This is a genomic window from Nonlabens dokdonensis DSW-6 (assembly GCF_000332115.1).
GTDB classification, from domain to species: Bacteria; Bacteroidota; Bacteroidia; order Flavobacteriales; family Flavobacteriaceae; genus Nonlabens; species Nonlabens dokdonensis.
Genome location: NC_020156.1, coordinates 3,478,368 through 3,502,939 on the forward strand (window position 1 = coordinate 3,478,368; position 24,572 = coordinate 3,502,939).

Genomic DNA, 24,572 nt, shown 5'->3' on the forward strand with positions numbered 1-24,572 from the left:
GCAAACAATTAGATTTATCATAGTATATTTAACCCAAAATATACAAATTGAGAAATTTTTTAACGGGACTAATTGTTTTTGCCTTATACGGTGTAGGTTGTTTATTTCTCATTAATACTGTTTTTTACGAAGAAATTGATGCTGTTAACGAAACAGCATCAATAGAGAATCATGCTGAGAACCTAAAGACTGCCAAAGAAAAACTTTCTAGCAAAACAAAGCAATCAGAATACTCACCACCGAAGTCTAATGAACCTTCACCTGAGACAGAACTTAATATAATAAACACAAAGGCTGTTGAAAATAATCTTCCTATTGAAAGTACTTCAAATGATTACGTAGCAAAAACTTTTTCTGTTTATTCAAAAAAGGGAACAACTGTCATCACTTGTGACTATTATGCTACGATTTTTAAAAATACTGCAACCGTTACCATTCCATATAGATGCGTGAACTATGGAAATCAAATTAAAAATATTCTGGCTAGCGATTCTACCGCAACGCTCTCAATTAAAGGATTTTATTCACCTCAGGAAAATTCTAATATAGGTAAAAAAAGGGCGGATTACATTAAGAAATTGCTTGTAAGCATAGGAATTGATTCATCAAAAATTACCACTAATCAAGTAAAGCAACCTATACAATTTGTGAATAGTAAAGCCCAAGGAGGAATATTAATGGAATTGAATAGCGACTTTACTGCCACAACTCATGCAAAATTAAGTTCTACCAGCTCCATTCCAACATCACAAAATGTTGCAAGTATTCAAAAAAGTTTACCAAAGGTTTTTAAAAGTAAAAAGTTTATTGAAGGGTTTAAAAATCAGTATTTTGTTGGGAATAATGAGTTTGACAGCTATCTGAAGTCTTTAAATAGACATTTAAAAAATTACCCTTATCAAAAGGTCAATGTCACTATTTTTCAAAAATCAAACAGCGATGATAAAGAGAAAGCTTACATCTCTCAAGTAAACGCTTTGAACGTTCAAAAAATGATGGCGCAAAAGGGAATTTCTCGCAAAAAAGTGATTCTGATTCAAAGTTCAAAACAAGAGGAAGAAAGCGACACATCTAGTAATTATATATTTATTTCAGTTAAATAACACTAAAACCATGGAAACATTAATTACTAATTGGATACTTTTTGTAGTGCTGTTTTTGATGCTTTTAGGCGCATATATCATAGGCTTTTTCTTTGGAAACAAAAAGAAACTTTCTACTATAAATTCAAGAGTAAAAGATGTAGAAATAAAGCATAATCATAAAGAAGGAGCTATAATCATTGAAGATCACCAACCTGGAAAAATAAGAGCTACAAAAACAAGAGAACGAGCTGGAATGTTAAGTGAAAGTTCTCCATTAAATAAAGAACAACTTCCAGAGACTGAAAATCAAAATATAGATGTTGAAGTCAATCAAAATGATCCTAAAGAAAAAGATGATCTAACATTGATTGTAGGTATCAATGATGATATTCAAAATAAGCTTAGGGATTTTGGGATTCATTCGTTTTCTCAAATCTCCAAATTAAGTAGTGAAGAAATAAGAAATTTATCCAAAGAAATTGATATTTTCCCTGGTAGAATACACCGCGATGACTGGAAAGGTCAAGCGAAAGAATTGATGAGAAAGGAATAGTTTATAATTTATTTATGTGATCTAAAAGGCCTTTCTAGTGTAGTCACAGGATATTTTTAAAAACAAAAATCAATTGCAATTCTTCATCAAATTAATGATTATAAAAAATAAACGCTTGCTGTTGATTTATAATATTCCAACAGCAAACGTTTTAAACTTTTTAACTCCCGATTTATAAACCTAGCCTCACTCCTACTTTATAATTTCTGCCTCGAGTTTGAAATCCTACAATTTCTTGAAAGTCTTCATTTAATACATTTGAAATTCCTGCAAAAAACGTCACATCTTTATTTTTGAGTTTATAAGTACCGTCTAGATCAACTAGCTGGTAACTATCTAGCTCGACATTTTGTGTTGTAAAAGTGTTAGCATCAAAGAAAGCATCACCACGCTGGTGATTGTACTGGTATCGTAGTGTAAAAAATGCTCCTTGAAACGCTTCTATTCTTGCACTCGCGTTTACTTTATGCTTAGGAATACGTCTTAGTAAAGGCTCACTATCTCTTTCGGTAAAAGTGTAGTTTGCTGTAAGGTTCAATTTGTCAAAAAGCAATGTTTGCCCCATGATCTCTACTCCTCTTGCGGTTAGATCCTTATCTTCATTTTGATATTGCGAGATGAAATTTACTGGATCAATAGTAATGAATTGTACGAGGTTTTTTTCTTGTCTTTGAAATACAGTTAATTCTAGACTAGAGTTCTTTTTACTCCAATAAACACCAGCTTCTAGTGTTGCATTTTCTTCTGGTTCTAGTTCTTCATTACCAAAACCGCTAGCATACAATTGAAACAATGACGGCGTGATATAAGCCGTACTGTAACTAGCATAAGCTTTCAATACATTTTCCCCTAGATTAAATCGATAAGAAGGATTTACATTGTAAACCAGTTTACCATCATAATTACTATGAAAATTATAACGTGCACCAACATTAACATTAAAGCCTTTACCAGATAAATAAACAACATTAAAGTAAGGATCATAAATCTGAAAGTTTACATCATCCTTATCGGCATTTTGAACAAATTCACTACTACCAAAAGGAATACTAAAATCCTCATAGGTCTGATTATTAAAATTAAAACCTACTATAGTCTTTAAACTAGCGTCATTCTCTAGGTCAAAAGTGTATTTGTTATAAAGGTCAAGAGAATAACCATCTGCATTAAAAAGCGACGGGAAATTGCTTCTTGTATCTCTACGTGTATGCGTGCTAACATCTGTGTAAACTAGTTCTCCTTTTTCAGAATAGTTCCAATTCATGTTAGTTCCCCATCTTACCTGACGATTATAAGTCTCGTTATCTCCGTCAACAAAAGCACCATTGTCAAATTCGGCTACGTTCTCATCAAAAGACAAATAACTCGTTATTTTAAAGTCTTTGTTATTGTTGTAACCTATTCGGCCTAGGATATTAATTCTATTGAATTCGTCTGGTTCAAATTGTTCGTTTTCGTTTGCACTTTCTGCGGCACTTAAACCGTTTGTACTTTGGTGGTTTAATCCTAAACCGTAAGTCAGTCCATTATTTGCTGTTCCTTGAATTTGAATACTATTATTGTACTCATCAAGACCATTATTTGCTTGCTCCGCACTTTTATTAGTTCCTATAAACGAGGCAACATTTACTCGTACACCGCTTTTAGGCGCCTTGCGCAGTTTAATATTGATGACTGCGGTGCTCGCATTTGCTCCATAAAGTGTGCTAGCTGCACCTTTTAATATTTCAATTTCTTCAATTTGATCAATATCTATTAATCGCAAATCAAATTCGCTAGAAATATTACTTGGGTCGTTAACTTGCGCACCATCGATTAAAATGGAAACCTGACGGCTGCTTCCACCTCGCACAAAGTAACTTTGATTTTGTCCAGCATTACTACGTGCACCATTGATTTCAATTCCTGCGTATTGATTAAGAAGATCTGCAATATTTGCACTGCGTTGTGCTTCAATATCTGATCGAGTGATTTTAATGACAGGTTTACCGCTGTCTTTGCGTTGCAGGTCAAATTTTGACGAAGCTGTGACGATCACTTCTTCCAGTTTTGTTGCTGTGGAGTCTTGGACTACCTGTGCTTTTCCCGACACAGTTACAGCAATCATAGCGCTCAAGGCGATGATTTGTTTTTTCATTTGTAATAAATTAATACGGGAAAAGAAGTTGAGGAGAATTTACGCAAGCTAGAAAACATGCAATAAAGAGGTCATGACTGCGCTCGACCTGACATATAAAAACCCATCGCTATCTCTATCCCGAAGATGAACAATTAATTGAATCATGGCAGGTCTCCTGACTTCAAAATAAAACCGCCTTCCCAAGAATGTACTCAGTGGCATTGATGATTTTATCCTAAAAATTTTAGGACGTTTCTAATAAACGTTTTGTCTACAGTTGCGGGAACAGTTCTAGAATCACACTAGATTCCCTTTTAATTCAAGTTCTTTTTTAATTCCGCTTTCGCGAAAGCGAGATCAACAAAAAACTAAAAACCATATTTCAAGCCACAATATTAGTCTATTTAGAAACTTATCGTAATCATTTTACAGATTATTTTATTCAAAATGGAAGGTGAAAATGAATTCTTCCTGAAGTAATGTTTTACTTTTGAAGGCTTATGAAAAAGAACTTTTTATATTTATTGATAGTTGCAGGATGTCTACAATCTTGTAAGAAGGTTGAAGATCAATCAAATGCACTGGAAAGGCAAGTTGAAGTAAACGATCAAATTGAAATTAAATACGCCAAAGGTTTTCAAATTGAAACCACAGCAACTGGTTATAAAATAAGTATTAGAAACCCATGGCCAGAGAGTGCTGAGAGATTCACCTTTGAGTTATTGCATGCGAAAGATGATGATTTTTGGAATAGCAACAATGTTTCTAACGCCATTCACATTCCTATAAAATCTATCGTCTTAACATCAACCACTCACATTCCACCATTAGTTTTATTAAATGAAGAAAAAAGTTTAAAAGGTTTTCCTTCTACCGATTATATAAGCGCTCCAGAGGTGAGAACTTTAATTGAAGATGGAAAAGTGGAAGAGTTGGGCGCCAATGAAACAATGAATGTAGAACGTACTATAATGCTGGCGCCAGACCTGGTAATGGGTTTTAGTATCGACGCAAGTAATCCTGTTTATCAAAAAATAGAAAAAGTAGGAATACCAGTAATTTATAACGGAGAATGGGTGGAAAAACATCCGCTAGCAAAAGCAGAATGGATCAAGCTATTTGGCGTTTTGTATGGAAAAGAACAACAAGCTGACTCCATATTTCAATCAATTGAAAATGAATATTTGAACACATTAGAGCTTGTTAAAAATGTGAAACGTCCCAAAGTGATAAGCGGTGCGACATGGAAAGAGCAATGGTATTTACCTTATGGAGATTCCTGGCAAGGAAAAATTTTAAATGATGCTGGTGCAAATTACATTTACCAAGAAACAACAGGAACAGGTTCTCTTGCCTATAATATTGAAAAAGTTCTCGTGGACGGAAACGATGCCGCTTTCTGGATTGCACCTGCACAATACACGAGTTATTCAAAAATGATAGAAGATAATAAGTCCTATCAATTATTTGATGCTTTTAAAAACAAACAAGTTTATACACATGCACTTACAGTGGGCGCAAAAGGTGGCGTCACCTATTATGAAGAAGCGAGTATGCGTCCCGATCTTGTCTTAAAGGACCTTGTTAAGATCTTGCATCCAGAATTAGAAATGGAACATGAACTGTATTTCTTCAAACCTTTAAAGGAATAAATTCAATTCCAAAAAAGAGAATAGTTAGAGTAAAATATTTTTGATAAGGTTAAATTAAAAGTCTGAATTAAAAAGCTTTACCTAATTCATGGTTAGAAATACTAGACAGACCTTATTTTTGATATTCTATAAAAAACGTTACTAGCCCATGACTTTTAAAATTATAAAGCGCATTGTCCTTTGGGTTTTTGTAGTACCCATTTTTATTTTTATCACAATTATTGCTGTTGCTTATTTGAAGCAAGACGCAATTGTACAATCTCAAATAAAAGAGCTCAATTCCAACTATGATGGTAAAATTATAGTTGGAGACTCTCATTTAGCTCCATTTGCAAATTTCCCAGACATTGCCGTTAAAATAGATAGTGTTAAGATTTACGAAAGTAAAGAAGACAAGGCTGCTGTGATTTTAGATGTGGCAGATATTTATATGGGTTTTAATTTTTGGGACATCATAGCCAGTAATTACGATATTCATTCCTTAATAGTCGAAGATGGAGTTTTTGATTTGGTACTGCATGAGGATGGAACAACTAATCTAGAAAATGCATTAGCTAGTAGCACAAAAAACACAGAAGAACCTCCTTTAAATATACATCTTCAAAAAATAGAACTTAAAAATTTAGATATCCACCAGAGAGAAGAAGCTACAAATATGGATATAGAAACATTCATATACTGGGCTAAAGGTGGATTTAAAACAAGTAATGGATCTATCGCTGCTCACGTAGATAGTGAGTTTGAACTGAATGTGATTCAGGATAGGGACACTACTTACTTTAAGCACAAGCACTTTGAATTTCATACGGACCTGATTTATAATGAAAAAAGTGGAGTGTTGGACTTTGAACCGTCTGGTATCACAATGGAGCATGGTGATTTTGAGATTCAAGGAAGTATAGATACTAAAAACGATATGAGCGTAGACATAACTCTTAATGGGACAAAGCCCAATTTTGATATGTTTATAGCTTTTGCTCCTACAGAAATTATTCCTGTTCTAGAGCGATATGAAAATGAAGGTAATATTTACTTAAACGCAACAATTAAAGGTCCTACCACTAAAGGGCGACAGCCTTTAATAGATGCTAGATTTGGAGCATCAGAAGCTTATTTAGAAAACTTTACAGTAAACAAACGGATTGACGAGTTAGGGTTTTCAGGTTATTTTACCAATGGCGCATCTAGAAATTTTCAAACTATGGAGATTTCTCTGAATGATTTTTCAGGGAAACTAGACAGAGGAAATTTTATAGGCAGTATTGTTGTAAAAAACTTTGAAGCACCAGAGATAGATATGCAGCTCAATGCAGATTTTGACATTCCTTTCTTGGTTGGTTTTTTGAATCTTACTGATGTTAAAAATACAAGTGGAAGTGTTGCAATGGAGCTTAAATTTCATGATATTATCGATTTAGATCATCCAGAAAGAGTACTTAGTGATTTGAACCAAGCGTATTTTGCAGAGCTAAAAATTGAAAATCTAACTTTTGATTCTAACGAGTTACCTGCACCATTAAAAGATCTCGATGCACATTTAATAATGAACGGTACAGAGGCTCAGTTAGATGTATTCCATATAACTCTAGGAGATTCTGACCTTTCATTGAACGGAACAGTATCTGATCTTCCTGCAATTGTTCACCATTCTGAGAGACCTGTGAAAGTCTCACTAGGTATTACTTCTAATGTAATAGATATTACAGAGCTTACTAGCTATTCAAAAGCTGATAGTTTAGGAATAGATGAGCGTATTGAAAACCTAAAATTAGATCTTTCATTTAACGCATTAGCAAATTCGTTTACTGAATCTGTCAATTTACCAAAAGGAGAGTTTTTTATTGAGAACTTCTATGCAGACTTAAAAAATTATCCGCACACGCTTCATGACTTTAAAGCAGACATTTTAATAAACGATACAGATTTGAGTATAGTGGATTTTTCAGGTTTTATTGATACTTCTGACTTTCATATCAATGGTAATGTATATGACTATGCCTCGTTGATGCAAGAAGAAATCAACGGAGATGTAGATTTTGATATTTCTTTGCAATCCGATTTAGTCAAATTTGAAAATTTATTTGCTTATCAAGGTGAGAACTATGTGCCAGAAGATTACCGTCATGAAGAAATAAAGAAATTACAATTGCATTTTAATAGCGTTTTACATTATCAGTCAGACGAATTGAACAGCATCAACCTGAACCTAGATAAATTTCAAGGCAAGATGAAAGTTCACCCATTAAAATTTGAAAACTTCAATGGTACTTTTCAATATGAAGACGATCATCTAATAGTGAACAACTTTAAAGGCAAAATAGGTCGCACTAATTTTGAAATTGGGCTCAATTATTACCTTGGAGAAGATCAAAGTATTAAGAAAAGAGATAATTCATTTAGCATAAAGTCTCCATTTATTGATTTTGATGCACTTTCAAATTACAATCTAAAAACAGACGTGCCTTCCAAGGTAAATACATCTCTAACAAGTAAAACGGCCGTGTCTGCACATGAGGAAGCTTTCAATATTTATGAAATTCCATTTACTGATATGCAATTCAATGTTGATGTAGGACATTTTATTTATCATAGACTTGATTTGAAAAATATGAAAGGTCAGTTGCGTACAACTCCAGATCATTTCATCTACGTAGATACGTTGAGCATGAATACCGCAGGCGGAGAAATAGCTTTGAACGGATTCTTAAATGGTAGCGATCCTAAAAATATTTTCTTAGAGCCTAACTTACAACTAACAGACGTAGACTTGGATCAACTATTATTCAAATTTGAAAACTTTGGACAAGATGTTATTCTATCAGAAAATTTACATGGGAAATTAACTGCTGCTATTACTGGTAAAATACGTGTTTATCCAGATATGACTGCAGATATTGATGAGTCAGAAGTTCACTTAGATGCTCAAGTTTTAAAAGGACGTTTAGAAAACTACGCGCCAGTATTAATGCTTTCAGATTACTTTGGTGATAAAGATTTAACTAAAGTCCGGTTTGACACGCTTCAAAATCATATGGATATTACCAATGGAAAATTATCGATTCCTAAAATGACTATTGAGTCTACTTTGGGTCATATGGAGATTTCTGGTTCACAAGATGTTGATGGTGAAATTGACTATTATTTACGCGTTCCTTGGCGAGTAGTTCTCAAAGCTACAAAAAACAGAATATTTGGAGCAAAAGAAAATGATCCTGATGTAGAAGATGAAATAATTAAAGTGAATACTAAAAAAAGAACCAGATACCTTAATTTGAATATCACTGGAACCCTTGAAGAATATGATATCAAATTGAAAAAAGATAAAACGAAATAAAATCATCATTCCTAAAGAAGTCAATCGCTACTTTGTAACGAGCTGTATGCACAAATGCAAAAAATCTCATGTCCATCCTTTTGCCTGAAACACTAGAAGAACTATTTTTTATAAAATAAAATGAATTCGCTTCAAAAAACATATCAAAATCTATCTGATGACGAGCTTCTTAAAGTTCTAGCAGAATCTCATAAATTCAACAAAGAAGCTATTCTTGTTGCAAAAGAAGAGTTTCATAAAAGAGCTCTTGACCCAAATCAGATTGAACTTGCTAAAGAGAAAATAAGTCTTAGATCAAGTAAAGTAAGTTTGTTTTCTAAAAAGAAAGAAACACAAAATATAGATAGTGATTTTGAAAAGTGGAATTCAGAGCATACTCTTGAAAAGAAACCACAGCTTCAAAGTCAGATCATAGTTATAGGTGTGTTTTCTATTCTTATTTCTATTTCTAACTGGTTCAACAACTGGTATCTATTGCTTAATGAATGGGCATTTGATTTAAATCATATCTTTTTAATAGAACCGCTGGTAAACATGTTTTTACTTCCTATCGCCGCTTTATTATTCTTACAAAAATATACTAGCGGCTGGGTCATATTAACATTCATTTATCTCAGAGCCTTGCTTCATGGAGTATTTTACATTGCATTTATGTATGAAGGAGATTACAGTATATATGCTCTTATTAGCGTTGGCTACTGTTTAGTTTACGGACTTGTGATTTGGTTTCTATTGGACCATAAAATGAAGACGACTTTCTCAGTAAATCAGACCACTTCATGTTTTACCGCGATATTTTCATTAATTTTCAGTTTTATAACGCTTCTTTTGATAGCTACTCAACATTAATAGAATGACTTATTTAGTAAACATTTCAATAGGTGCGATAGCATTGCTCCATTTGTACATCATGTATTTTGAAATGTTTGCTTGGGAAACTAAAGGTCGTAAAGTATTCCGTAATTTTCCTAAAGAATTTTTTAGTCAGACTACCGTTATGGCAGCAAATCAAGGATTGTATAACGGTTTTCTCGCCGTAGGATTGATCTGGACCTATTTTATAGAAAACGAAGAGTGGAAATTCAATGTATCTCTATTTTTTCTAGGTTGTGTAGCAATTGCAGGTATCTATGGAGCTTTTACGGCAAGCAAGAAAATCCTATTTGTACAAACACTTCCTGCGGTGATTGCTATGATACTTTTACTACTTACTAGATGAAAAACAACTATTTTCTTATAATGCTAGTATTGCTCTTATTATCTAGCTGTCAAAAGCAAATAACCAAGAGTGATGTGTTGGATACAGAACAATCAAAATATTCAATTAGAACGATTGATACTTTGATCAATTCAAAAGACTATCTAATATTAGGACATGAAAATGCAAAAATTAAAATTATAAATATTCAAGAGCGTGAAAATTTTCCAGATTTTAGAATCGTCGATCAGAAAAATAGTATCCTCATCATTGCAAAAAATTTAAATAATTCAAAACTTGAAATTTTTGAAAAATGGAATCCAAAATATAATTTTAATTATTATAAATCTTCCGTTTTTAAAGGAAAGTTAGCTGAGCCTGATTTCAATTCAAATCCTGCAGCTAAAAGATTTATTACAAGAATAAACGAGGAGTGTAAAAAGGGAATAAATTTTGCCGGAAAATATACACTAGTAATATGGGGATGTGGTACATCTTGTCAAAATGGAGTCATTGTAAATAGAATAAATGGTGAAATTTACGATGGTTATTCTTCTACTTTAGGGTCAAAGTTTAAAAAGGATAGTAAATTGATATTGTTCAATTCAAAACTTATTAATGAAGAAACGAAACTTATAAAATTCCATAATATGGTAGATTTAAGAATAGAAACCTGGAACGGATCTAAATTTGTAAAGGAAAGTAATTAAATTTCTTATCGCTCATTTGTAAAACATGTTTCCTTTACTCAATAATACTTAAAAAAAAGTCAATATTTCAATAATTAAGATAGATCTAAAAGCAAACAAATAATTGTTACAACAAAAAAACGTCTCACAAATAGTGAGACGTTTTAATTTCAGTTCAATGAAATAATAATTACTTCTTGAATTTTTTGTATTTGTTCTTAAACTTGTCAATACGTCCTGCAGTATCGATAAGTTTGCTTTCTCCAGTATAAAATGGATGAGAAGTACGAGAGATTTCCATTTTAATTAACGGATACTCAGTTCCTTCGTGCTCAATAGTTTCATTTGAATTAGCAGTAGACTTCGTAATGAAAATATCATCATTAGACATATCTTTAAATGCTACTAATCTATAATTTTCTGGGTGTATTCCTTTTTGCATGACTTAAATCTTATTCTTTTGCGGCTGCAAATTTAACAATTTTACTTTAAATAACAACCTTTTAATTCTAATTTAATTTTAAGCAAATCTAAACTATAAAAGCACATCTCCTAGCTTTATATTTGTGCTTTCTTAAAAGAAGTTATTTGTGGAACAATCTATTAAAAGAAATTCATTCATTATAGGTCTCATTGGAGCAGCTATCACATTTAGTATATACATCTATATGTGGCAGGCTCAAGATTATCTGAACTCCTTAGTAAATACTTCCATTTACATTTATCCTATAATACTAGGTGTCATCGCTCAAGTATGGGCACGATTTGTAATGAAAGGGAATGTATCCTTTAAACAAGTTATACTTGCTTATTTTATATGTATAGTGATGGTTTTTTTAACTGAGTCAATTACCTATTACACATTACTCAACTATGTAGATGTTAACGCAAAAGAGATTTTATTGAACGCATGGAGAGGTATTTCAGAACAAGGAACAAGCGACCTAGCACAAACTAAAGTGTTTAAAGAACCTACATTTAGCTTTTCAGAATTTGCTTTAGGATTTGCAACTAAAAGTCTTATGTTCACCGTTCCTGGACTGATAACTGGCCTTGTTATAAGTAAAATTCCGCAAGTAAATCAAGTAAACACTACGCATAAAGTACAAGACTAATAAGAAGCGACTTATCTTTACTTTTGAAAAAACAAATCACACAAGTTTGAATCATATCGACCTATCCATTATCATTCCTCTTCTTAATGAGGCAGATTCTCTTCCTGAACTTCAGGAATGGATTGATCGTGTTATGAAATCTAGGAGTTTATCCTACGAAGTAATTTATATCGACGACGGTAGCACAGATTCTAGTTGGGAGATTATAAGTTCGCTTTCGCGAAAGCGAGATACAACAAACTCACCTAACCCTATTAAAGGCATTAAGTTTCAAGCCAACTATGGTAAATCACAAGCGCTTCATGCAGGTTTTAATCAAGCCGATGGAAACGTAGTGATCACTATGGATGCAGATTTACAAGATTCTCCAGACGAGATTCCAGAACTTTATGCAATGATTGCAGAGCAGAATTATGATCTGGTAAGCGGCTGGAAGAAAAAACGTTATGATAGTGTCATTTCAAAAAATTTACCCAGTAAGCTATTTAATTGGGCGGCTAGAAAGACAAGTGGTGTGCAATTAAATGATTTTAATTGTGGATTAAAAGCATATAACAGTCAGGTAATCAAAAATATAGATGTCCACGGTGAAATGCACCGCTATATTCCTGTATTGGCTAAAAACGCTGGCTTCACAAAAATCACACAAAAAGAAGTCATCCATCAAGCACGTAAATATGGTACGACTAAATTTGGCTATGAGCGTTTCATAAACGGATTTCTAGACCTAATTACTATTGCTTTCATTTCAAAATATGGTAAGCGTCCTATGCATCTTTTTGGATCTTTAGGTGTGATCATGTTTCTTATAGGTTTTACAACTGCTGGATATGTAGGTGGTTCAAAACTATATAGAATGTACAACGACATTCCGTATCGTCTTGTAACTGACAATCCATGGTTCTACATCGCATTAACGACCATGATATTAGGTACACTTTTCTTTATCGCTGGTTTCTTAGGGGAGTTGATACTGAGAAACGGTAATCAGAAAGATCGATATAATATCTCTGAGAGAATTTAGTAGGTTTAAGTTTGCAGTCGCAGTTTGCAGTCGCAGTTTTAAGCAAAGCTAAAAACTTCTTTATGATATACTTTTCAAAAGAAAATACTGTGACTGAGACTGAATACTGATCACTGAGACTGCCTACTTATTCCTATATTTGTGTAAGAACTTTTATAGAACAGACATGAACAAAGACCATATCCTTAAAACTGCACAGTCCTGGACTCAAGCACCATTTGACGAGGCGACTATAACTCGTACATTAGCTTTAATAACCGCAAATAATGATGAATTCCAAGAATCTTTCTATAAAAATTTGGAATTTGGTACTGGCGGAATGCGCGGTATTATGGGTGTCGGCACTAACCGTATAAATAAATATACGTTAGGAAAGAACACACAAGGACTTTCTCAATATTTAAACGCTCAATTTCCAGATGAGCAAGTAAAAGTAGCTATTGCCTATGATTGCCGTCGCAATTCTAAGGAACTGGCACAGGTCGTTGCAGATGTATTTAGCGCAAATGGTATTCATGTATACCTGTTTGCAGAGTTGCGCCCTACTCCACTACTCTCTTATACCGTTAAAGCAAAAAACTGTCATGCTGGAATAGTATTGACTGCAAGTCATAATCCGCCAGAGTACAATGGTTATAAGGTATACTGGCAAGATGGCGGGCAATTAGTGCCACCACAAGACCAAGAAATTCTAGATCTAATCAGTTTATTAGACTTTAAAGACATCAATTTCAACGGGAAACCAGAATTAATAGAATTGCTAACAGAAGATGATGACAACGCCTTTATTGAAGACAGTATCAAAGCTGGTAAAATCGCTGGTGATGTAGATCGTTCTCGATTAAAAATAGTATTTACCAGTCTTCATGGTACGAGCATCACGCTTATTCCAGAAACCTTGAAACGTGCTGGATATTCTGATTTACATGTGGTTAAAGAACAAGCCTTTCCAGATGGAGAATTCCCAACGGTAAAATCTCCTAATCCAGAAGAGCCAGAAGCACTAAAAATGGCAGTAGATCTTGCTAACAAAGTGAATGCTGACATCGTGATAGGAACTGATCCTGACTCTGACCGTTTAGGTGTTGCCGTGAGGGATAATGATGGAAACATGGTATTGCTTAATGGTAATCAAACCATGATTGCCATGACCGACTTTTTATTAAAACAAACTGATTTAAAATCCCTTAACGATCCATTTATAGGTTCTACCATTGTTTCTACGCCTATGATGCACGATCTAGCCAGATCTTATAATGTAGAATGTAAAGAAGGATTAACTGGTTTTAAATGGATTGCCAAAATGATTAAAGACCATCCACAACAAGATTTTGTAGGTGGTGGCGAGGAAAGCTTTGGTTATATGGTAGGTGATTTTGTACGTGACAAAGATGCTGTGACCGCTTGTTTATTAGCTTGTGAGATGTACGCTTTCGCGAAAGAAAACAACTCCACCGTCTATAAAGAATTAATGAAGCTCTACGTAGAGCATGGTGTTTATCAAGAAAAGTTGGTATCACTAGTTAAGAAAGGAATTTCTGGCGCGGCAGAAATCAAACAAATGATGGTAGATTTAAGGGAAAATCCGCCGGCGCAAATAGGAGGACAAGATGTCACTATCGTAGAAGATTATGCTGCAAGTACTAGAGAAAACAAGCAATTGCAAAAAACAGAAACTATAGGTATTCCTAAATCTAACGTTTTAATCTTCTATCTAGCAGATGGCTCAAAGATTGCAGCACGACCTAGCGGGACAGAACCTAAAATAAAATTCTACATCTCAGTTAAATCAACGCTAGACCATGTGGATGATTATTCTAAAGTTCAAGGCCAACTAGAAGAAAAAATAAATGGCATTCTTGCCAGTTTTGACATGTAAATTAATGAATTATTTTAAAGAGATTCTTAAGTATGCTAAGCCCTATAAAAGCTATGCGGTTCTTAATATAATCAGTAATGTTTTTTATGCACTTTTTGGTGCGCTAAGTTTTGTTTCCTTAATTCCCATGCTCGATGTTCTTTTTGATAAGACTCAAGCAGTTAATGTTGCACCAGCCTGGGAAGGAATCAACAACACCATGGATTACATAAAAGGATATTTAGGTTATTACATCACCACTCAAACTGATGGAAAAGAACAGGCTTTAATCATTGTAATCGCTCTCGTGTTAATTTTATTTTTTCTCAAAAATCTATTTGGTTATTTAGGAATGTATTTTATCGCCTACCTAAGAAATGGTGTTCTTAGAGACATACGCGATGATTTATTTAAAAAGATAGTACACCTACCTATTTCTTTCTTCTCTGAGAAACGTAAAGGAGATGTGATTGCTAGAACTAGTGCTGATGTATTACAAATTCAAAATAGCTTTTTGTCCATATTAGAGTTGATCATAAAAGAGCCTTTAAACATCATTTTTACACTAGCCATAATGCTAGTAATGAGTGCAAAGCTTACTATCTTCATGCTTATCTTCTTACCTATTTCAGGATTTTTAATTTCTCGATTAGGTAAAAAGCTCAAAAAGCGTAGTGGCCAGGTTCAAAAAGAGCAAGGCTATTTTCTATCCCTATTAGAAGAGACATTGAGTGGCTTGAAGGTTATTAAAGGTTTTAATGCAGAAGATCGTTTGACAGAGAGTTTTCAAAACAGTACGAACAGAATGTATCGTTTTGCTGTGAAATTAAATCATCGTAAAGGTTTTGCCAGTCCTGTAAGTGAGTTTTTAGGTATTTTAGTTATAGGAATTCTGTTATGGTTTGGTGGTCGTTTAGTATTGATTGAGGAATCAATTGATCCTACAACATTCATAGGATTCATGGTACTTGCTTATAATATATTAACTCCTGCAAAGGCACTTTCTAAGGCGAGTTATCAAATTAAAGAAGGTAATGCGAGTGCTGAGCGTGTTCTAGAAATACTCCATACGAAGAACGAAATTGAAGATAAAAAGGGTGCTATTGCTGTTCTCGCTTTCGCGAAAGCGATACAAGTCAACAATGTTACTTTTTCTTATGAAGAAGAACCTGTTTTAAAGAACTTCTCCTTAGATATTCCAAAAGGAACCAGTGTTGCGTTAGTAGGACAAAGTGGTTCTGGAAAAAGTACGATTGCAAATTTACTCACCAGGTTCTACGACGTTGAGAATGGAACTATTACGATAGATGGTACTAATATAAAAGATGTCACGCTCCAAAGTTTACGTGATCAAATGGCGCTTGTGACACAAGATTCTATTCTTTTTAACGATACGATCGCTACAAACGTGGCGTTGAGTGATAAAACTGCAAGCGAAGAACAAATCGTAGACGCATTAAAAATTGCTAACGCTTGGGAATTTGTAAAAGATCTTCCTAAAGGGATTCATACTAACATAGGTGATAGTGGTGGAAAATTAAGCGGTGGACAAAAGCAACGTCTATCTATTGCTCGTGCGGTTCTTAAAAACGCTCCTATATTAATTCTAGACGAGGCAACCAGCGCACTAGATACAGAAAGTGAACGTCTAGTACAAGATGCGCTAGAAAAAGTAATGAAGAACAGAACTTCCATTATTATAGCTCACCGACTGAGTACCATTCAGAATGCAGATCATATCGTAGTCATGAAAAAAGGAGAGATCGTAGAGCAAGGAACACATACAGATTTGTTAGCAAAAGAAGGTCTGTATCATGGACTTGTAGGGATGCAGAGTCTGGCTTAATAATAATATTAAATCTTTTATCATGAGAAAATTCACTTTACTTTTCGCTTTATTAATTGGGTCTTCTACAGTAGCAAACGCCCAAGAAACCGTTGAGGTTCTAATGGAAGACGCTTTGAATGAAGCCGCAGAGTCTAACAAGCATGTTTTAGTGAAATTTGAAGCGTCTTGGTGTGGCTGGTGTCATAGAATGACAAGACAAATCAAGGATCAAAAAGTAAGTACTTATTTCTCTGACAACTACGTGGTTTTACCAATTGTAGTCTTTGAAAACGGTGATAAGGTAAAATTAGAAAACCCTGGTTCAAGAGAATTAATTGCCAAATATAAAGGCGCTAATGCCGGTTTACCATTTTGGGTAATATTAGATGCCACAGGAAAAATAGTTACCGACTCTTTTAATGAAAAAGCACAGAACTTAGGTTGTCCAGCATCCAAAGAAGAAGTAGCCGTTTTTATAGAAAAACTTAAGGCAACTTCAGAAATGACTGAAAAAGATGTAAAAAATGTAAAGCTAGTTTTTACAGATAAATAAAACATCAGCGATAACTATACTTAAAAAGTAACCTTTTCTCCGCGAGTTTTGAGATATTTCTTGAATATATTTTCAATTGTTTTCGGCTTGATTGGTTTGGTAATAAAATCATCAGCACCAGCTTTAAAAGCTTGTTCCCTATCTTCTGCGGTGGAATAAGCCGTTTGGATAATAATAGGAATACTAGGATGGCTTTTTTTAATAGCGGTTGTGGCTTGATAGCCGTCCATAACTGGCATCTGGATATCCATGAAAATTATATCTATATCCTTTTCTCTCAGTACTAAGTCTATTGCCTCTTGTCCATTCACAGCTCTGATGAATTGAAAATCAAAATCTACAACTTTATCCAATAGAGATTTAAGAAACAAATAGTTGAGATTTACATCTTCAGCAATTAAAACTTTATGAAAGGAATGTGACCTCTCTTGAGGTTCCATCTCTTCTTTTTCACATAATTGTTGTTGATCTATAACATCTACAGGAAGATAAACGTTTACAGTAGTTCCTTTACCTAATTCTGAGTCTATATTTATTTTACCATTTAACAAGCTCACATAGGCTTTACAAATAGTAAGTCCGAGACCTAAACCATCATACAAATCTTTCATATCTAGATTTGATTTTGAATAACCGTCGTAAACAGTCTTTAGTCGTTCTTCTGAGATACCTATTCCAGTGTCTGTAATTGTAATAATTAATGTGTCACCATCGATTGTTGAGTTAAACGTTACTTCACCTTTTGACGTGAATTTGATCGCATTGTCAAGTAAATTATCAACTATCTTTTGGAGCTTGCTTTGATCCATCACCACACAATTCTGTTCTTCAGAAATGTCAATAACACAATTACAATCAATTTTTTTTAATTTGACATTCTCTTCATGTTTATAAACGACGGTTTTTAATAAATCATCAAGTAACACAGTGTTCTTTTGGACAGATACATCACCTGTTTGAAGTAAGGAGACTTCAAGTACATTGTCCATCATGTTCATTAACCTTAAACAGGCATTATTAATGATCTCTAGGTAATTACTTCTTTGAGTGTCGGTCAGTACTTCTTTACTTAACAAACCAGAAAACCCCATTATAGCGTTCATAGGTGTACGCATTTCATGAGTGATATTATTAATAAAAGATGTTTTTAATTTATTGTTCCTTTCTGCTATAGTCTTAGCCTTTTCAAGCTCTTTTGTATTTTCTCGTATGACGTATTTCAAATAGCGGTTGATTCCTAAAATAATTATCATTAAAAAAATAGCAATACCTAATAGTACGATCCAGAAAAAAGATTTTTTGTAGAATGGTCTTTTAAATTGAGATAACCATCTATCTTTAATTTCTTTTTTCTCTTCATAACTTACGCTCTGAACGAGGTTATAAATGACATCGTTCAACATGGAATCATCCTTAACTACCGCTAAGGAAGGTTGATAATCTTTGCCTAAATTCTTTATGATTTTTAAATTACTTAGGTTATTGGACTCGATATGGTAATTAGTAACTGCTCGCGGTCCTATAAAAAAAGCATCATTTTTTTGAGCAATCATTTTCAAACAATCAAGATCATCTTTACACGGACTAGAAATTTTTGCATTTGGAAATTGTATTTTCAAATTTTCAACTATAGCAACATCCTCTGGTAAGTAAAACGTTGCCGTTTCAAAGTCTTTCCTTGATTTAGGAATATTAGGAGTCTTTTTACCAACTATCACGTACGGCGACTCAAAGAGCTTAGAGTAAAAATTTAAATACTTATTTCTTGAAGGAGTTTCTTGGATTTCTAAAATCAGATCTAACTCTCCAGCTTTTGCATCATTCATAAGAGCAGTAAAATTATCATACTCTTTAATTTGAAATTTATAAGCTGCTTTTTTCTCAATTAGTTCAAGGTAATCCATTAAAATCCCTTCAGAATCTCCGTTTTTGTCTTTAAAAAGATAGGGAGGATAATTATAATTTGGATAAACAGCTACTATGATTTCTTCTTTTCCATTGATCCATTTGCGCTCCTCTTCGTTAAGAATATCTTGTTCTTGACACGACATCAACGACAATAGCATTAATAGGAATAACGAGAGAAAATTAGTATTCTTCATTTTAAGAATTTGCATATCTTAATGTACAAAAAGATAATCAACTTAACAAGGGTAACAGTAGGTATAAAGAATTGGTATTAATTCCGCTTTCGCGAAAGCGAACTAATCATCTTACTCTTATGAGTCAGTAACTTGTCTTTACGCAGTATATTTGTCCTCTTAATTGAGTAATTTAAATGGCCTCTATTTTTCATTTTTTCGATTTAGATAAAGGGTTTCATTTACCTGAGAAATTCACATTTCCATTTCTTTATGAACCGCATCCACTCGCTGTAGAAGCGGCTGAGCAATTAAAATCATACTTAGATAGTTTTGATAATTGGTTCTATGATTTAAACTTGGGACCAGAAAATTACCAGCATCCGTTGGGGAAAATGTTTGGGGTTCTTGTGGTTCAAGATCAAGATGGCAATTTGGGGCATCTTTGGGCCTATTCTGGTGTGATTACTGGCGAGCAGAAGGATTCTCAATTTGTGCCTCTAGTTTTTAATATGTTTGCTGAGGACAGTTTATATGCGCGAGAGAATTCAAAACTGGACGACCTCAATGCTCAAATAAATGTTTTGGTAAACGATTCTGACTACTTAAAAACATTAAAAGCTTTAAAAAACCTAAAAAAAGAAAACGAGCTCCTACTCTACAATCAGCGTAAAAAGCATGCTAACCTTAAAGCAATCCGTAAAGCCGAAAGACAAAAGGCTTCAGAAACTTTAAGCGATCAAGCATATAAAAAATTACTTGATCAACATCAAACGCAAGGAATGCATGCTAAGTTTTTGCTTAAAGAATATAAAATCTACCTTGAGAACAAAATTTTACCTTTAGAACACTTTATTTCTAAACGAGAAAATGAAATTAAGGAACTCAAACAGCAACGTAAAAATTTATCTAACCAACTGCAAAAATGGATTTTTGAACAATACAGTTTTTTAAATGCAAAGGGCGATCGCAAAAACGCAATGGAGCTTTTCCAGAACATTCCGCCATATGTACCACCATCTGGAACTGGAGATTGTGCCGCACCTAAATTACTTCAATACGCTTATCTCCACGATTTAAAACCACTCGCAATGGCCGAATTTTGGTACGGAGAATCCTTACGTTCACAAATTAGAAAACACGGTCATTTTTATCCTTCTTGTCGATCTAAATGTGAACCAATTCTAGAACATATGTTGCAAGGCCTTGAGGTAGATGACAATCCCATGCTAGAAAATCCTGCTGAAGACAAGGAACTTCATTTGATATATGAAGATGATTATATTATGGCAGTCAACAAGCCAGAAGAATTTCTCTCGGTAAGAGGTAAAACCATCGAAGATTCTGTAGAGACCAGAATGAAGCAACGTTTTCCTGGTGCGTCTGGACCTTTGATTGTTCATCGATTAGACATGAGTACTTCTGGGATTTTAGTACTTACTAAATCACTTGCAGTTCATAAAAAACTACAAAATCAGTTTGAAAAACGCACCGTTAAAAAACGATATGTAGCGCTACTTGATGGATTAGTAAAAGACGATAGTGGTTTTATAGATCTGGCTTTACGAGTAGATCTGGACAACAGGCCGTTCCAATTAGTAGATGCAGAAAATGGAAAAAGTGCTAGAACTCGTTATGAAGTCATCGAGCGTAAAGATGGTAAAACCAGAGTTCACTTCTACCCTATTACTGGTCGCACGCACCAGTTGCGCGTTCATGCGGCGCATCCATTAGGATTAAATTGTCCTATAATCGGTGATGATCTTTATGGTCATAAAAAAGACCGATTATATCTTCATGCAGAGCAACTGGTATTTATCCATCCGGTAACTTTAAAGCCAGTGGTACTAAAAGTTCCTACGCCGTTTTAGATAAAATCTATTCTTGTGAATAACTCAGACAGATTCTTATTTTAAGCAAGGATAGAGGATTGTATTTTTACATAAATCTTCTTTTATGTCTTCAGAAATTTCTTGGTTGCTATTCTTATTATTAGGTGTTGTCATAGGTGCTGTTGTGGCATGGTTTTTTGCTAAAACTCGTTTCTCTGGAAGTTTAAACCTATTAGAATCTGAAAAAAGTCAGTTGAATGCACAGCTTTCTCAATTGCAACCTGCTATTGAAGAACGTGATAAATTACGTCATGAAAACAGTCAGTACAGCGCGCAATTAGAGCAAAGAATAGAAAGTAATCAGGAGTTGAGTGCCCGATTACAAAAGCTGGACAAAGAATATCGAGATGTCGCTATTGAGAAAGAAAACCTAAATGTGTTACTGGCTGAGCAACGTACCGCTTTCGCGAAAGCGGAAGAAAAACATACTGAAGCCCAAGGAGAGATCGAGAAATTAAACGAAAAATTCACCAAAGAGTTTGAAAATCTCGCTAACAAAATCCTAGACGAGAAAAGCACCAAATTTACCGATCAAAACAAGAAAAACATCGAGCAGATTTTAAGCCCGCTGCAGGATAAAATCAAAAGTTTTGAAAAGCGCGTAGAAGATACTCACAAAGATACTATCGATAGGCAAAGTGCTTTGAGACAGCAAATTATAGGACTGAAAGAAATGAACCAGCAAATGAGTAAGGAAACAACTAACCTTACCAAAGCCTTGAAAGGAGATGCTAAAATGCGTGGTAATTGGGGTGAGCTAGTTCTAGAGCGCGTTCTTGAAAAATCTGGATTGACTAAAGGCTCTGAATATGAAGTCCAGCAAACGATTAAAACTGATGAAGGAAAAACCTTGTTTCCTGACGTGGTGATCAATCTGCCTGGCGGCAAGAAAATGGTTATCGATTCTAAGGTATCACTTAATGCTTATGAACGATTTATCAATGAAGAAGATGACTCCTTACAAGAACGATATTTAAAAGAACACGTTGCTTCACTTAAAAAACACGTCTCAGATTTATCCGGTAAAAGTTATCATGATTATCAAATCGACAGCCCTGATTTTGTTTTGCTTTTTGTGCCTATAGAACCAGCTTTTGCCATGGCTTTAAATCACGATAGCAATTTATATAGTGATGCATTTGACAAGAATATAGTAATTGTTACACCTACTACGCTATTGGCAACATTACGCACCATTGATACCATGTGGCAAAATGAAAAACAACAAAAAAACGCATTAGATATTGCGACTGCAGCTGGTGCATTATACGATAAGTTTGTAGGACTGACTGAAGATTTAATCAAAGTTGGTTCTCAACTGGATACGGTAAAAAAATCTTATTCTTCTAGCATGAACAAGCTTACTGAAGGTTCTGGAAATTTAGTAGGACGCATCGAGCGATTAAAAAGACTAGGTGCCAAAGCAAATAAATCTCTAAATGAAAAGCTTGTAAATCGTGCTATAGATAGCGATCCTGACTTTTTAGAGGCCAGCGATGAAGAAGGTAGGTTGAATTTGTAGTTGTTAGGTTGTTAGGTTGTTAGGTTGTTAGGTTGTTAGGTTGTTAGGTTGTTAGGTTGTTAGGTTGTTAGGTTGTTAGGTTGTTAGGTTGTTAGGTTGTTAAAGTTTGAAAAAAATGATCCTTATGAAAATTTAACTAGTTAAAATTTCAATTCCTAAAGCGGAATTTATTCCGCCTTGCATCGTGTTCAGATTCGATTTCAAATTCAAATTCAAGTTCAAGTTCAAGTTCAAATTCAAGTTCTACTTTTAAAATTATTACATATTTACGTAATAAAGTATATTTATTACGCTTTTACGTAATAATATAGAGTATTACATAATAATGTAATATATTTGATTTATTACGCTTTTACGTAATAATATAATTAGTCGTATATGGAAGTAGTACTTGCTGGTGATATTATTGGTTCTAAAAAGAACCAGCCTAATGATTATTTGACAATCATTGAGCCTATTTTGAAGAAACATTCTAAGAAAGGAATGTATCAAATTTATCGTGGGGATAGTTTTCAATCCTGGATGGAGGATCCACTATTGGCGCTTGATTGCGCTATTGAACTAAAAGCTGCACTAAAACGATCATCTACTCTAGATGTACGTATCGCCATAGGGCTCGGTAGAATAAATTTAATAGAAAATAATATTGCCAAATCAAATGGTAGCGCACTGACATACTCTGGAGAACTACTTGATCAATTAAAATCAAAAGAACAAGAAATAATGGTACGTAGCGGTAATGAATTAGATCATTACATGAATATTATTTTAAAACTAGCTTTGCTATATATGAACAGCTGGACAGAAAATGGTGCTGCTACTATTTATGAAATGTTTAAAACTCCTCATATTACCCAAGAAGAATTAGGGAAAAAACTAGGTGTCCAACAGGCTACCGCAAGTCGCAGACTAGACCGAGCAAACTGGCAAGAGACCCAAGAGTTACTAAATACCTATAAAAGATTTTATAAAGATGTGAGCCATGGAAATACTAATTAAACTACTCATTGTTCATTTTCTAGGTGATTTTGTCTTACAGACAGACAAATTCAATAAAAAGAAAGAAAAACACAAGCTGCGTTCTTATCACCTTTATATTCATGCCTTAATTCACGGATTATTATCTTGGTTGTTATTATGGAAACTAGAATACTGGTACATTGGACTCCTCATATTTATCACACATCTAATCATAGATGCTGGAAAACTGTACTTCAGTACTAAAAAGAATCAACGCTGGTTATTTGCATTAGATCAATTGGCGCACATTATTATCATAGTATTGCTTGCGTCATCCGTCTCGCAAATCAACTTTATAATAAGTGATCGCGTATTAGAATTCATATGGCCATTGCTTCTTTGTGTTGTATTTCTGACCAGTCCTGTGGCCATAATGCTCAAGGTATTCTTTACCAGATGGAAATTGACAGATGATGATACTGGTATTTATGGCTTAAAGAATGCTGGGAGATGGATCGGTATGATCGAACGGTTACTCATCTTTCTATTTATAATAACAGATAACTTTAGTGCGGTAGGTTTACTCCTGACTGCAAAATCAGTGTTTAGATTTGGTGATTTGAGTAAAGCGAAAAATATGAAGTTAACAGAGTATGTATTAATAGGCACATTGCTTAGCTTTGGCATCGCAATTCTCATAGGGCTGCTATTCAAAAACTATATGATATGAAAAAGATTTTAGGAGTTATACTGGCCACTATTTTAATCATGATGGTGTTATGGTATACCGCCATATATTTTATCAATTATTCAACTGGAGAGCGCAGTGGCGAGTTAATTAAATTCTCCCATAAAGGTTTTGTAGTAAAAACGTGGGAAGGAGAAATTTCTCAAGGAATAAGTGGTGCTCAAATATTTTCTTTTTCTGTGATGGATAATCAGCCAGAGGTAATTGAAGCACTGAAAGAGTATCAAGGAGAATATGTAAAATTAAGGTATGAAGAGAAGTTTGGTACGTTTTTCTTTTGGGGCGATACCAAATACTTCATTACGGAAGTCACGAGAGAACAAAGCCCTCATTTTAATCGCAATTAAATAGTGTGGTTCTC

20 protein-coding genes and 1 riboswitch are annotated in these 24,572 nt (G+C 34.1%); of the genes, 17 read left to right on the top strand and 3 right to left on the bottom strand.

From position 1 onward, the window contains the following. The first annotated feature begins 47 nt into the window (after positions 1 to 47). Positions 48 to 1,103: a hypothetical protein gene (locus tag DDD_RS15325; RefSeq protein ID WP_015363858.1), complete on the top strand. Its 1,056-nt coding sequence runs from the start codon at positions 48 to 50 to the stop codon at positions 1,101 to 1,103. Positions 1,104 to 1,113: 10 nt separating this feature from the next. After that, positions 1,114 to 1,638: an NADH-quinone oxidoreductase chain E gene (locus DDD_RS17395; RefSeq protein WP_015363859.1), complete on the top strand. Its 525-nt coding sequence runs from the start codon at positions 1,114 to 1,116 to the stop codon at positions 1,636 to 1,638. A gap of 172 nt (positions 1,639 to 1,810) precedes the next feature. Here DDD_RS17395 and DDD_RS15335 read toward each other — a convergent pair whose 3' ends face one another. Then, complete coding sequence (locus DDD_RS15335; RefSeq protein WP_015363860.1) at positions 1,811 to 3,775, bottom strand: TonB-dependent receptor plug domain-containing protein; 1,965 nt, start codon at positions 3,773 to 3,775, stop codon at positions 1,811 to 1,813. A gap of 130 nt (positions 3,776 to 3,905) precedes the next feature. Next, positions 3,906 to 4,128: riboswitch (cobalamin riboswitch) on the bottom strand. Between the two features lie 129 nt (positions 4,129 to 4,257). On the opposite strand from DDD_RS15335, the gene DDD_RS15340 reads away from it, so the two are divergent. The 5 genes from DDD_RS15340 (at position 4,258) to DDD_RS15360 (ending at position 10,651) form a co-directional block, all read left to right on the top strand. Next, positions 4,258 to 5,409 carry an ABC transporter substrate-binding protein gene (locus DDD_RS15340; RefSeq protein WP_015363861.1) on the top strand — a complete coding sequence of 384 codons (1,152 nt, stop codon included), beginning with the start codon at positions 4,258 to 4,260 and terminating at the stop codon, positions 5,407 to 5,409. Between the two features lie 148 nt (positions 5,410 to 5,557). Next, entirely contained in the window at positions 5,558 to 8,743 is a 3,186-nt protein-coding gene (locus DDD_RS15345) for an AsmA-like C-terminal region-containing protein (protein WP_015363862.1), read from the top strand. A gap of 120 nt (positions 8,744 to 8,863) precedes the next feature. Further along, positions 8,864 to 9,592 (top strand): hypothetical protein, encoded by a 729-nt coding sequence (locus DDD_RS15350; protein WP_015363863.1) that lies wholly within the window; start codon positions 8,864 to 8,866, stop codon positions 9,590 to 9,592. Between the two features lie 4 nt (positions 9,593 to 9,596). Beyond that, positions 9,597 to 9,962 carry a DUF1304 domain-containing protein gene (locus DDD_RS15355; protein ID WP_015363864.1) on the top strand — a complete coding sequence of 122 codons (366 nt, stop codon included), beginning with the start codon at positions 9,597 to 9,599 and terminating at the stop codon, positions 9,960 to 9,962. Then, a complete protein-coding gene (locus DDD_RS15360) occupies positions 9,959 to 10,651 on the top strand; it encodes a hypothetical protein (RefSeq protein WP_111474757.1) in 693 nt (230 codons plus the stop codon). Before DDD_RS15355 ends, DDD_RS15360 begins: the two co-directional genes overlap by 4 nt. A 169-nt stretch (positions 10,652 to 10,820) precedes the next feature. On the opposite strand, the gene DDD_RS15365 is transcribed toward DDD_RS15360, so the two are convergent. After that, positions 10,821 to 11,072 (bottom strand): type B 50S ribosomal protein L31, encoded by a 252-nt coding sequence (locus DDD_RS15365; RefSeq protein WP_015363866.1) that lies wholly within the window; start codon positions 11,070 to 11,072, stop codon positions 10,821 to 10,823. Positions 11,073 to 11,220: 148 nt separating this feature from the next. On the opposite strand from DDD_RS15365, the gene DDD_RS15370 reads away from it, so the two are divergent. The 5 genes from DDD_RS15370 to DDD_RS15390 all read left to right on the top strand — a co-directional run bounded on the left by DDD_RS15370 (position 11,221) and on the right by DDD_RS15390 (position 17,008). Continuing rightward, complete coding sequence (locus DDD_RS15370; RefSeq protein ID WP_015363867.1) at positions 11,221 to 11,745, top strand: DUF4199 domain-containing protein; 525 nt, start codon at positions 11,221 to 11,223, stop codon at positions 11,743 to 11,745. 55 nt (positions 11,746 to 11,800) lie between these two features. Further along, positions 11,801 to 12,769 (top strand): glycosyltransferase family 2 protein, encoded by a 969-nt coding sequence (locus DDD_RS15375; RefSeq protein ID WP_041567501.1) that lies wholly within the window; start codon positions 11,801 to 11,803, stop codon positions 12,767 to 12,769. Positions 12,770 to 12,935: 166 nt separating this feature from the next. After that, complete coding sequence (locus DDD_RS15380) at positions 12,936 to 14,648, top strand: phospho-sugar mutase (protein ID WP_015363869.1); 1,713 nt, start codon at positions 12,936 to 12,938, stop codon at positions 14,646 to 14,648. Positions 14,649 to 14,652: 4 nt separating this feature from the next. Further along, on the top strand, positions 14,653 to 16,473 hold the full coding sequence (locus tag DDD_RS15385) for an ABC transporter ATP-binding protein (RefSeq protein ID WP_015363870.1): 1,821 nt from the start codon (positions 14,653 to 14,655) through the stop codon (positions 16,471 to 16,473). 22 nt (positions 16,474 to 16,495) lie between these two features. Further along, complete coding sequence (locus DDD_RS15390; RefSeq protein WP_015363871.1) at positions 16,496 to 17,008, top strand: thioredoxin family protein; 513 nt, start codon at positions 16,496 to 16,498, stop codon at positions 17,006 to 17,008. Between the two features lie 20 nt (positions 17,009 to 17,028). On the opposite strand, the gene DDD_RS15395 is transcribed toward DDD_RS15390, so the two are convergent. Beyond that, positions 17,029 to 19,110: a hybrid sensor histidine kinase/response regulator gene (locus tag DDD_RS15395; protein ID WP_158441691.1), complete on the bottom strand. Its 2,082-nt coding sequence runs from the start codon at positions 19,108 to 19,110 to the stop codon at positions 17,029 to 17,031. A 176-nt stretch (positions 19,111 to 19,286) separates the two neighbouring features. On the opposite strand from DDD_RS15395, the gene DDD_RS15400 reads away from it, so the two are divergent. The 5 genes from DDD_RS15400 to DDD_RS15420 all read left to right on the top strand — a co-directional run bounded on the left by DDD_RS15400 (position 19,287) and on the right by DDD_RS15420 (position 24,558). Beyond that, on the top strand, positions 19,287 to 20,960 hold the full coding sequence (locus tag DDD_RS15400) for an RluA family pseudouridine synthase (protein WP_015363873.1): 1,674 nt from the start codon (positions 19,287 to 19,289) through the stop codon (positions 20,958 to 20,960). A gap of 85 nt (positions 20,961 to 21,045) precedes the next feature. Next, positions 21,046 to 22,503, top strand: a complete 1,458-nt coding sequence (rmuC, locus tag DDD_RS15405) for a DNA recombination protein RmuC (protein ID WP_015363875.1) — start codon at positions 21,046 to 21,048, stop codon at positions 22,501 to 22,503. Between the two features lie 378 nt (positions 22,504 to 22,881). Next, positions 22,882 to 23,502 (top strand): hypothetical protein, encoded by a 621-nt coding sequence (locus tag DDD_RS15410; protein WP_015363876.1) that lies wholly within the window; start codon positions 22,882 to 22,884, stop codon positions 23,500 to 23,502. Then, positions 23,486 to 24,193, top strand: coding sequence for a DUF3307 domain-containing protein (locus DDD_RS15415; RefSeq protein ID WP_015363877.1), 708 nt, complete (start codon positions 23,486 to 23,488; stop codon positions 24,191 to 24,193). The genes DDD_RS15410 and DDD_RS15415 overlap by 17 nt, the downstream gene beginning before the upstream one ends. Next, positions 24,190 to 24,558 carry a hypothetical protein gene (locus DDD_RS15420; RefSeq protein ID WP_015363878.1) on the top strand — a complete coding sequence of 123 codons (369 nt, stop codon included), beginning with the start codon at positions 24,190 to 24,192 and terminating at the stop codon, positions 24,556 to 24,558. The genes DDD_RS15415 and DDD_RS15420 overlap by 4 nt, the downstream gene beginning before the upstream one ends. Positions 24,559 to 24,572 lie beyond the last annotated feature (14 nt).

Coding starts and splice junctions, on each gene's coding strand:
- DDD_RS17395 (WP_015363859.1), top strand. CDS start 1,114: ATGGAAACATTAATTACTAATTGGATACTTTTTGTAGTGCTGTTTTTG.
- DDD_RS15335 (WP_015363860.1), bottom strand. CDS start 3,775: ATGAAAAAACAAATCATCGCCTTGAGCGCTATGATTGCTGTAACTGTG.
- DDD_RS15340 (WP_015363861.1), top strand. CDS start 4,258: ATGAAAAAGAACTTTTTATATTTATTGATAGTTGCAGGATGTCTACAA.
- DDD_RS15345 (WP_015363862.1), top strand. CDS start 5,558: ATGACTTTTAAAATTATAAAGCGCATTGTCCTTTGGGTTTTTGTAGTA.
- DDD_RS15350 (WP_015363863.1), top strand. CDS start 8,864: ATGAATTCGCTTCAAAAAACATATCAAAATCTATCTGATGACGAGCTT.
- DDD_RS15355 (WP_015363864.1), top strand. CDS start 9,597: ATGACTTATTTAGTAAACATTTCAATAGGTGCGATAGCATTGCTCCAT.
- DDD_RS15360 (WP_111474757.1), top strand. CDS start 9,959: ATGAAAAACAACTATTTTCTTATAATGCTAGTATTGCTCTTATTATCT.
- DDD_RS15365 (WP_015363866.1), bottom strand. CDS start 11,072: ATGCAAAAAGGAATACACCCAGAAAATTATAGATTAGTAGCATTTAAA.
- DDD_RS15380 (WP_015363869.1), top strand. CDS start 12,936: ATGAACAAAGACCATATCCTTAAAACTGCACAGTCCTGGACTCAAGCA.
- DDD_RS15385 (WP_015363870.1), top strand. CDS start 14,653: ATGAATTATTTTAAAGAGATTCTTAAGTATGCTAAGCCCTATAAAAGC.
- DDD_RS15390 (WP_015363871.1), top strand. CDS start 16,496: ATGAGAAAATTCACTTTACTTTTCGCTTTATTAATTGGGTCTTCTACA.
- DDD_RS15395 (WP_158441691.1), bottom strand. CDS start 19,110: ATGAAGAATACTAATTTTCTCTCGTTATTCCTATTAATGCTATTGTCG.
- DDD_RS15400 (WP_015363873.1), top strand. CDS start 19,287: ATGGCCTCTATTTTTCATTTTTTCGATTTAGATAAAGGGTTTCATTTA.
- rmuC (WP_015363875.1), top strand. CDS start 21,046: ATGTCTTCAGAAATTTCTTGGTTGCTATTCTTATTATTAGGTGTTGTC.
- DDD_RS15410 (WP_015363876.1), top strand. CDS start 22,882: ATGGAAGTAGTACTTGCTGGTGATATTATTGGTTCTAAAAAGAACCAG.
- DDD_RS15415 (WP_015363877.1), top strand. CDS start 23,486: ATGGAAATACTAATTAAACTACTCATTGTTCATTTTCTAGGTGATTTT.
- DDD_RS15420 (WP_015363878.1), top strand. CDS start 24,190: ATGAAAAAGATTTTAGGAGTTATACTGGCCACTATTTTAATCATGATG.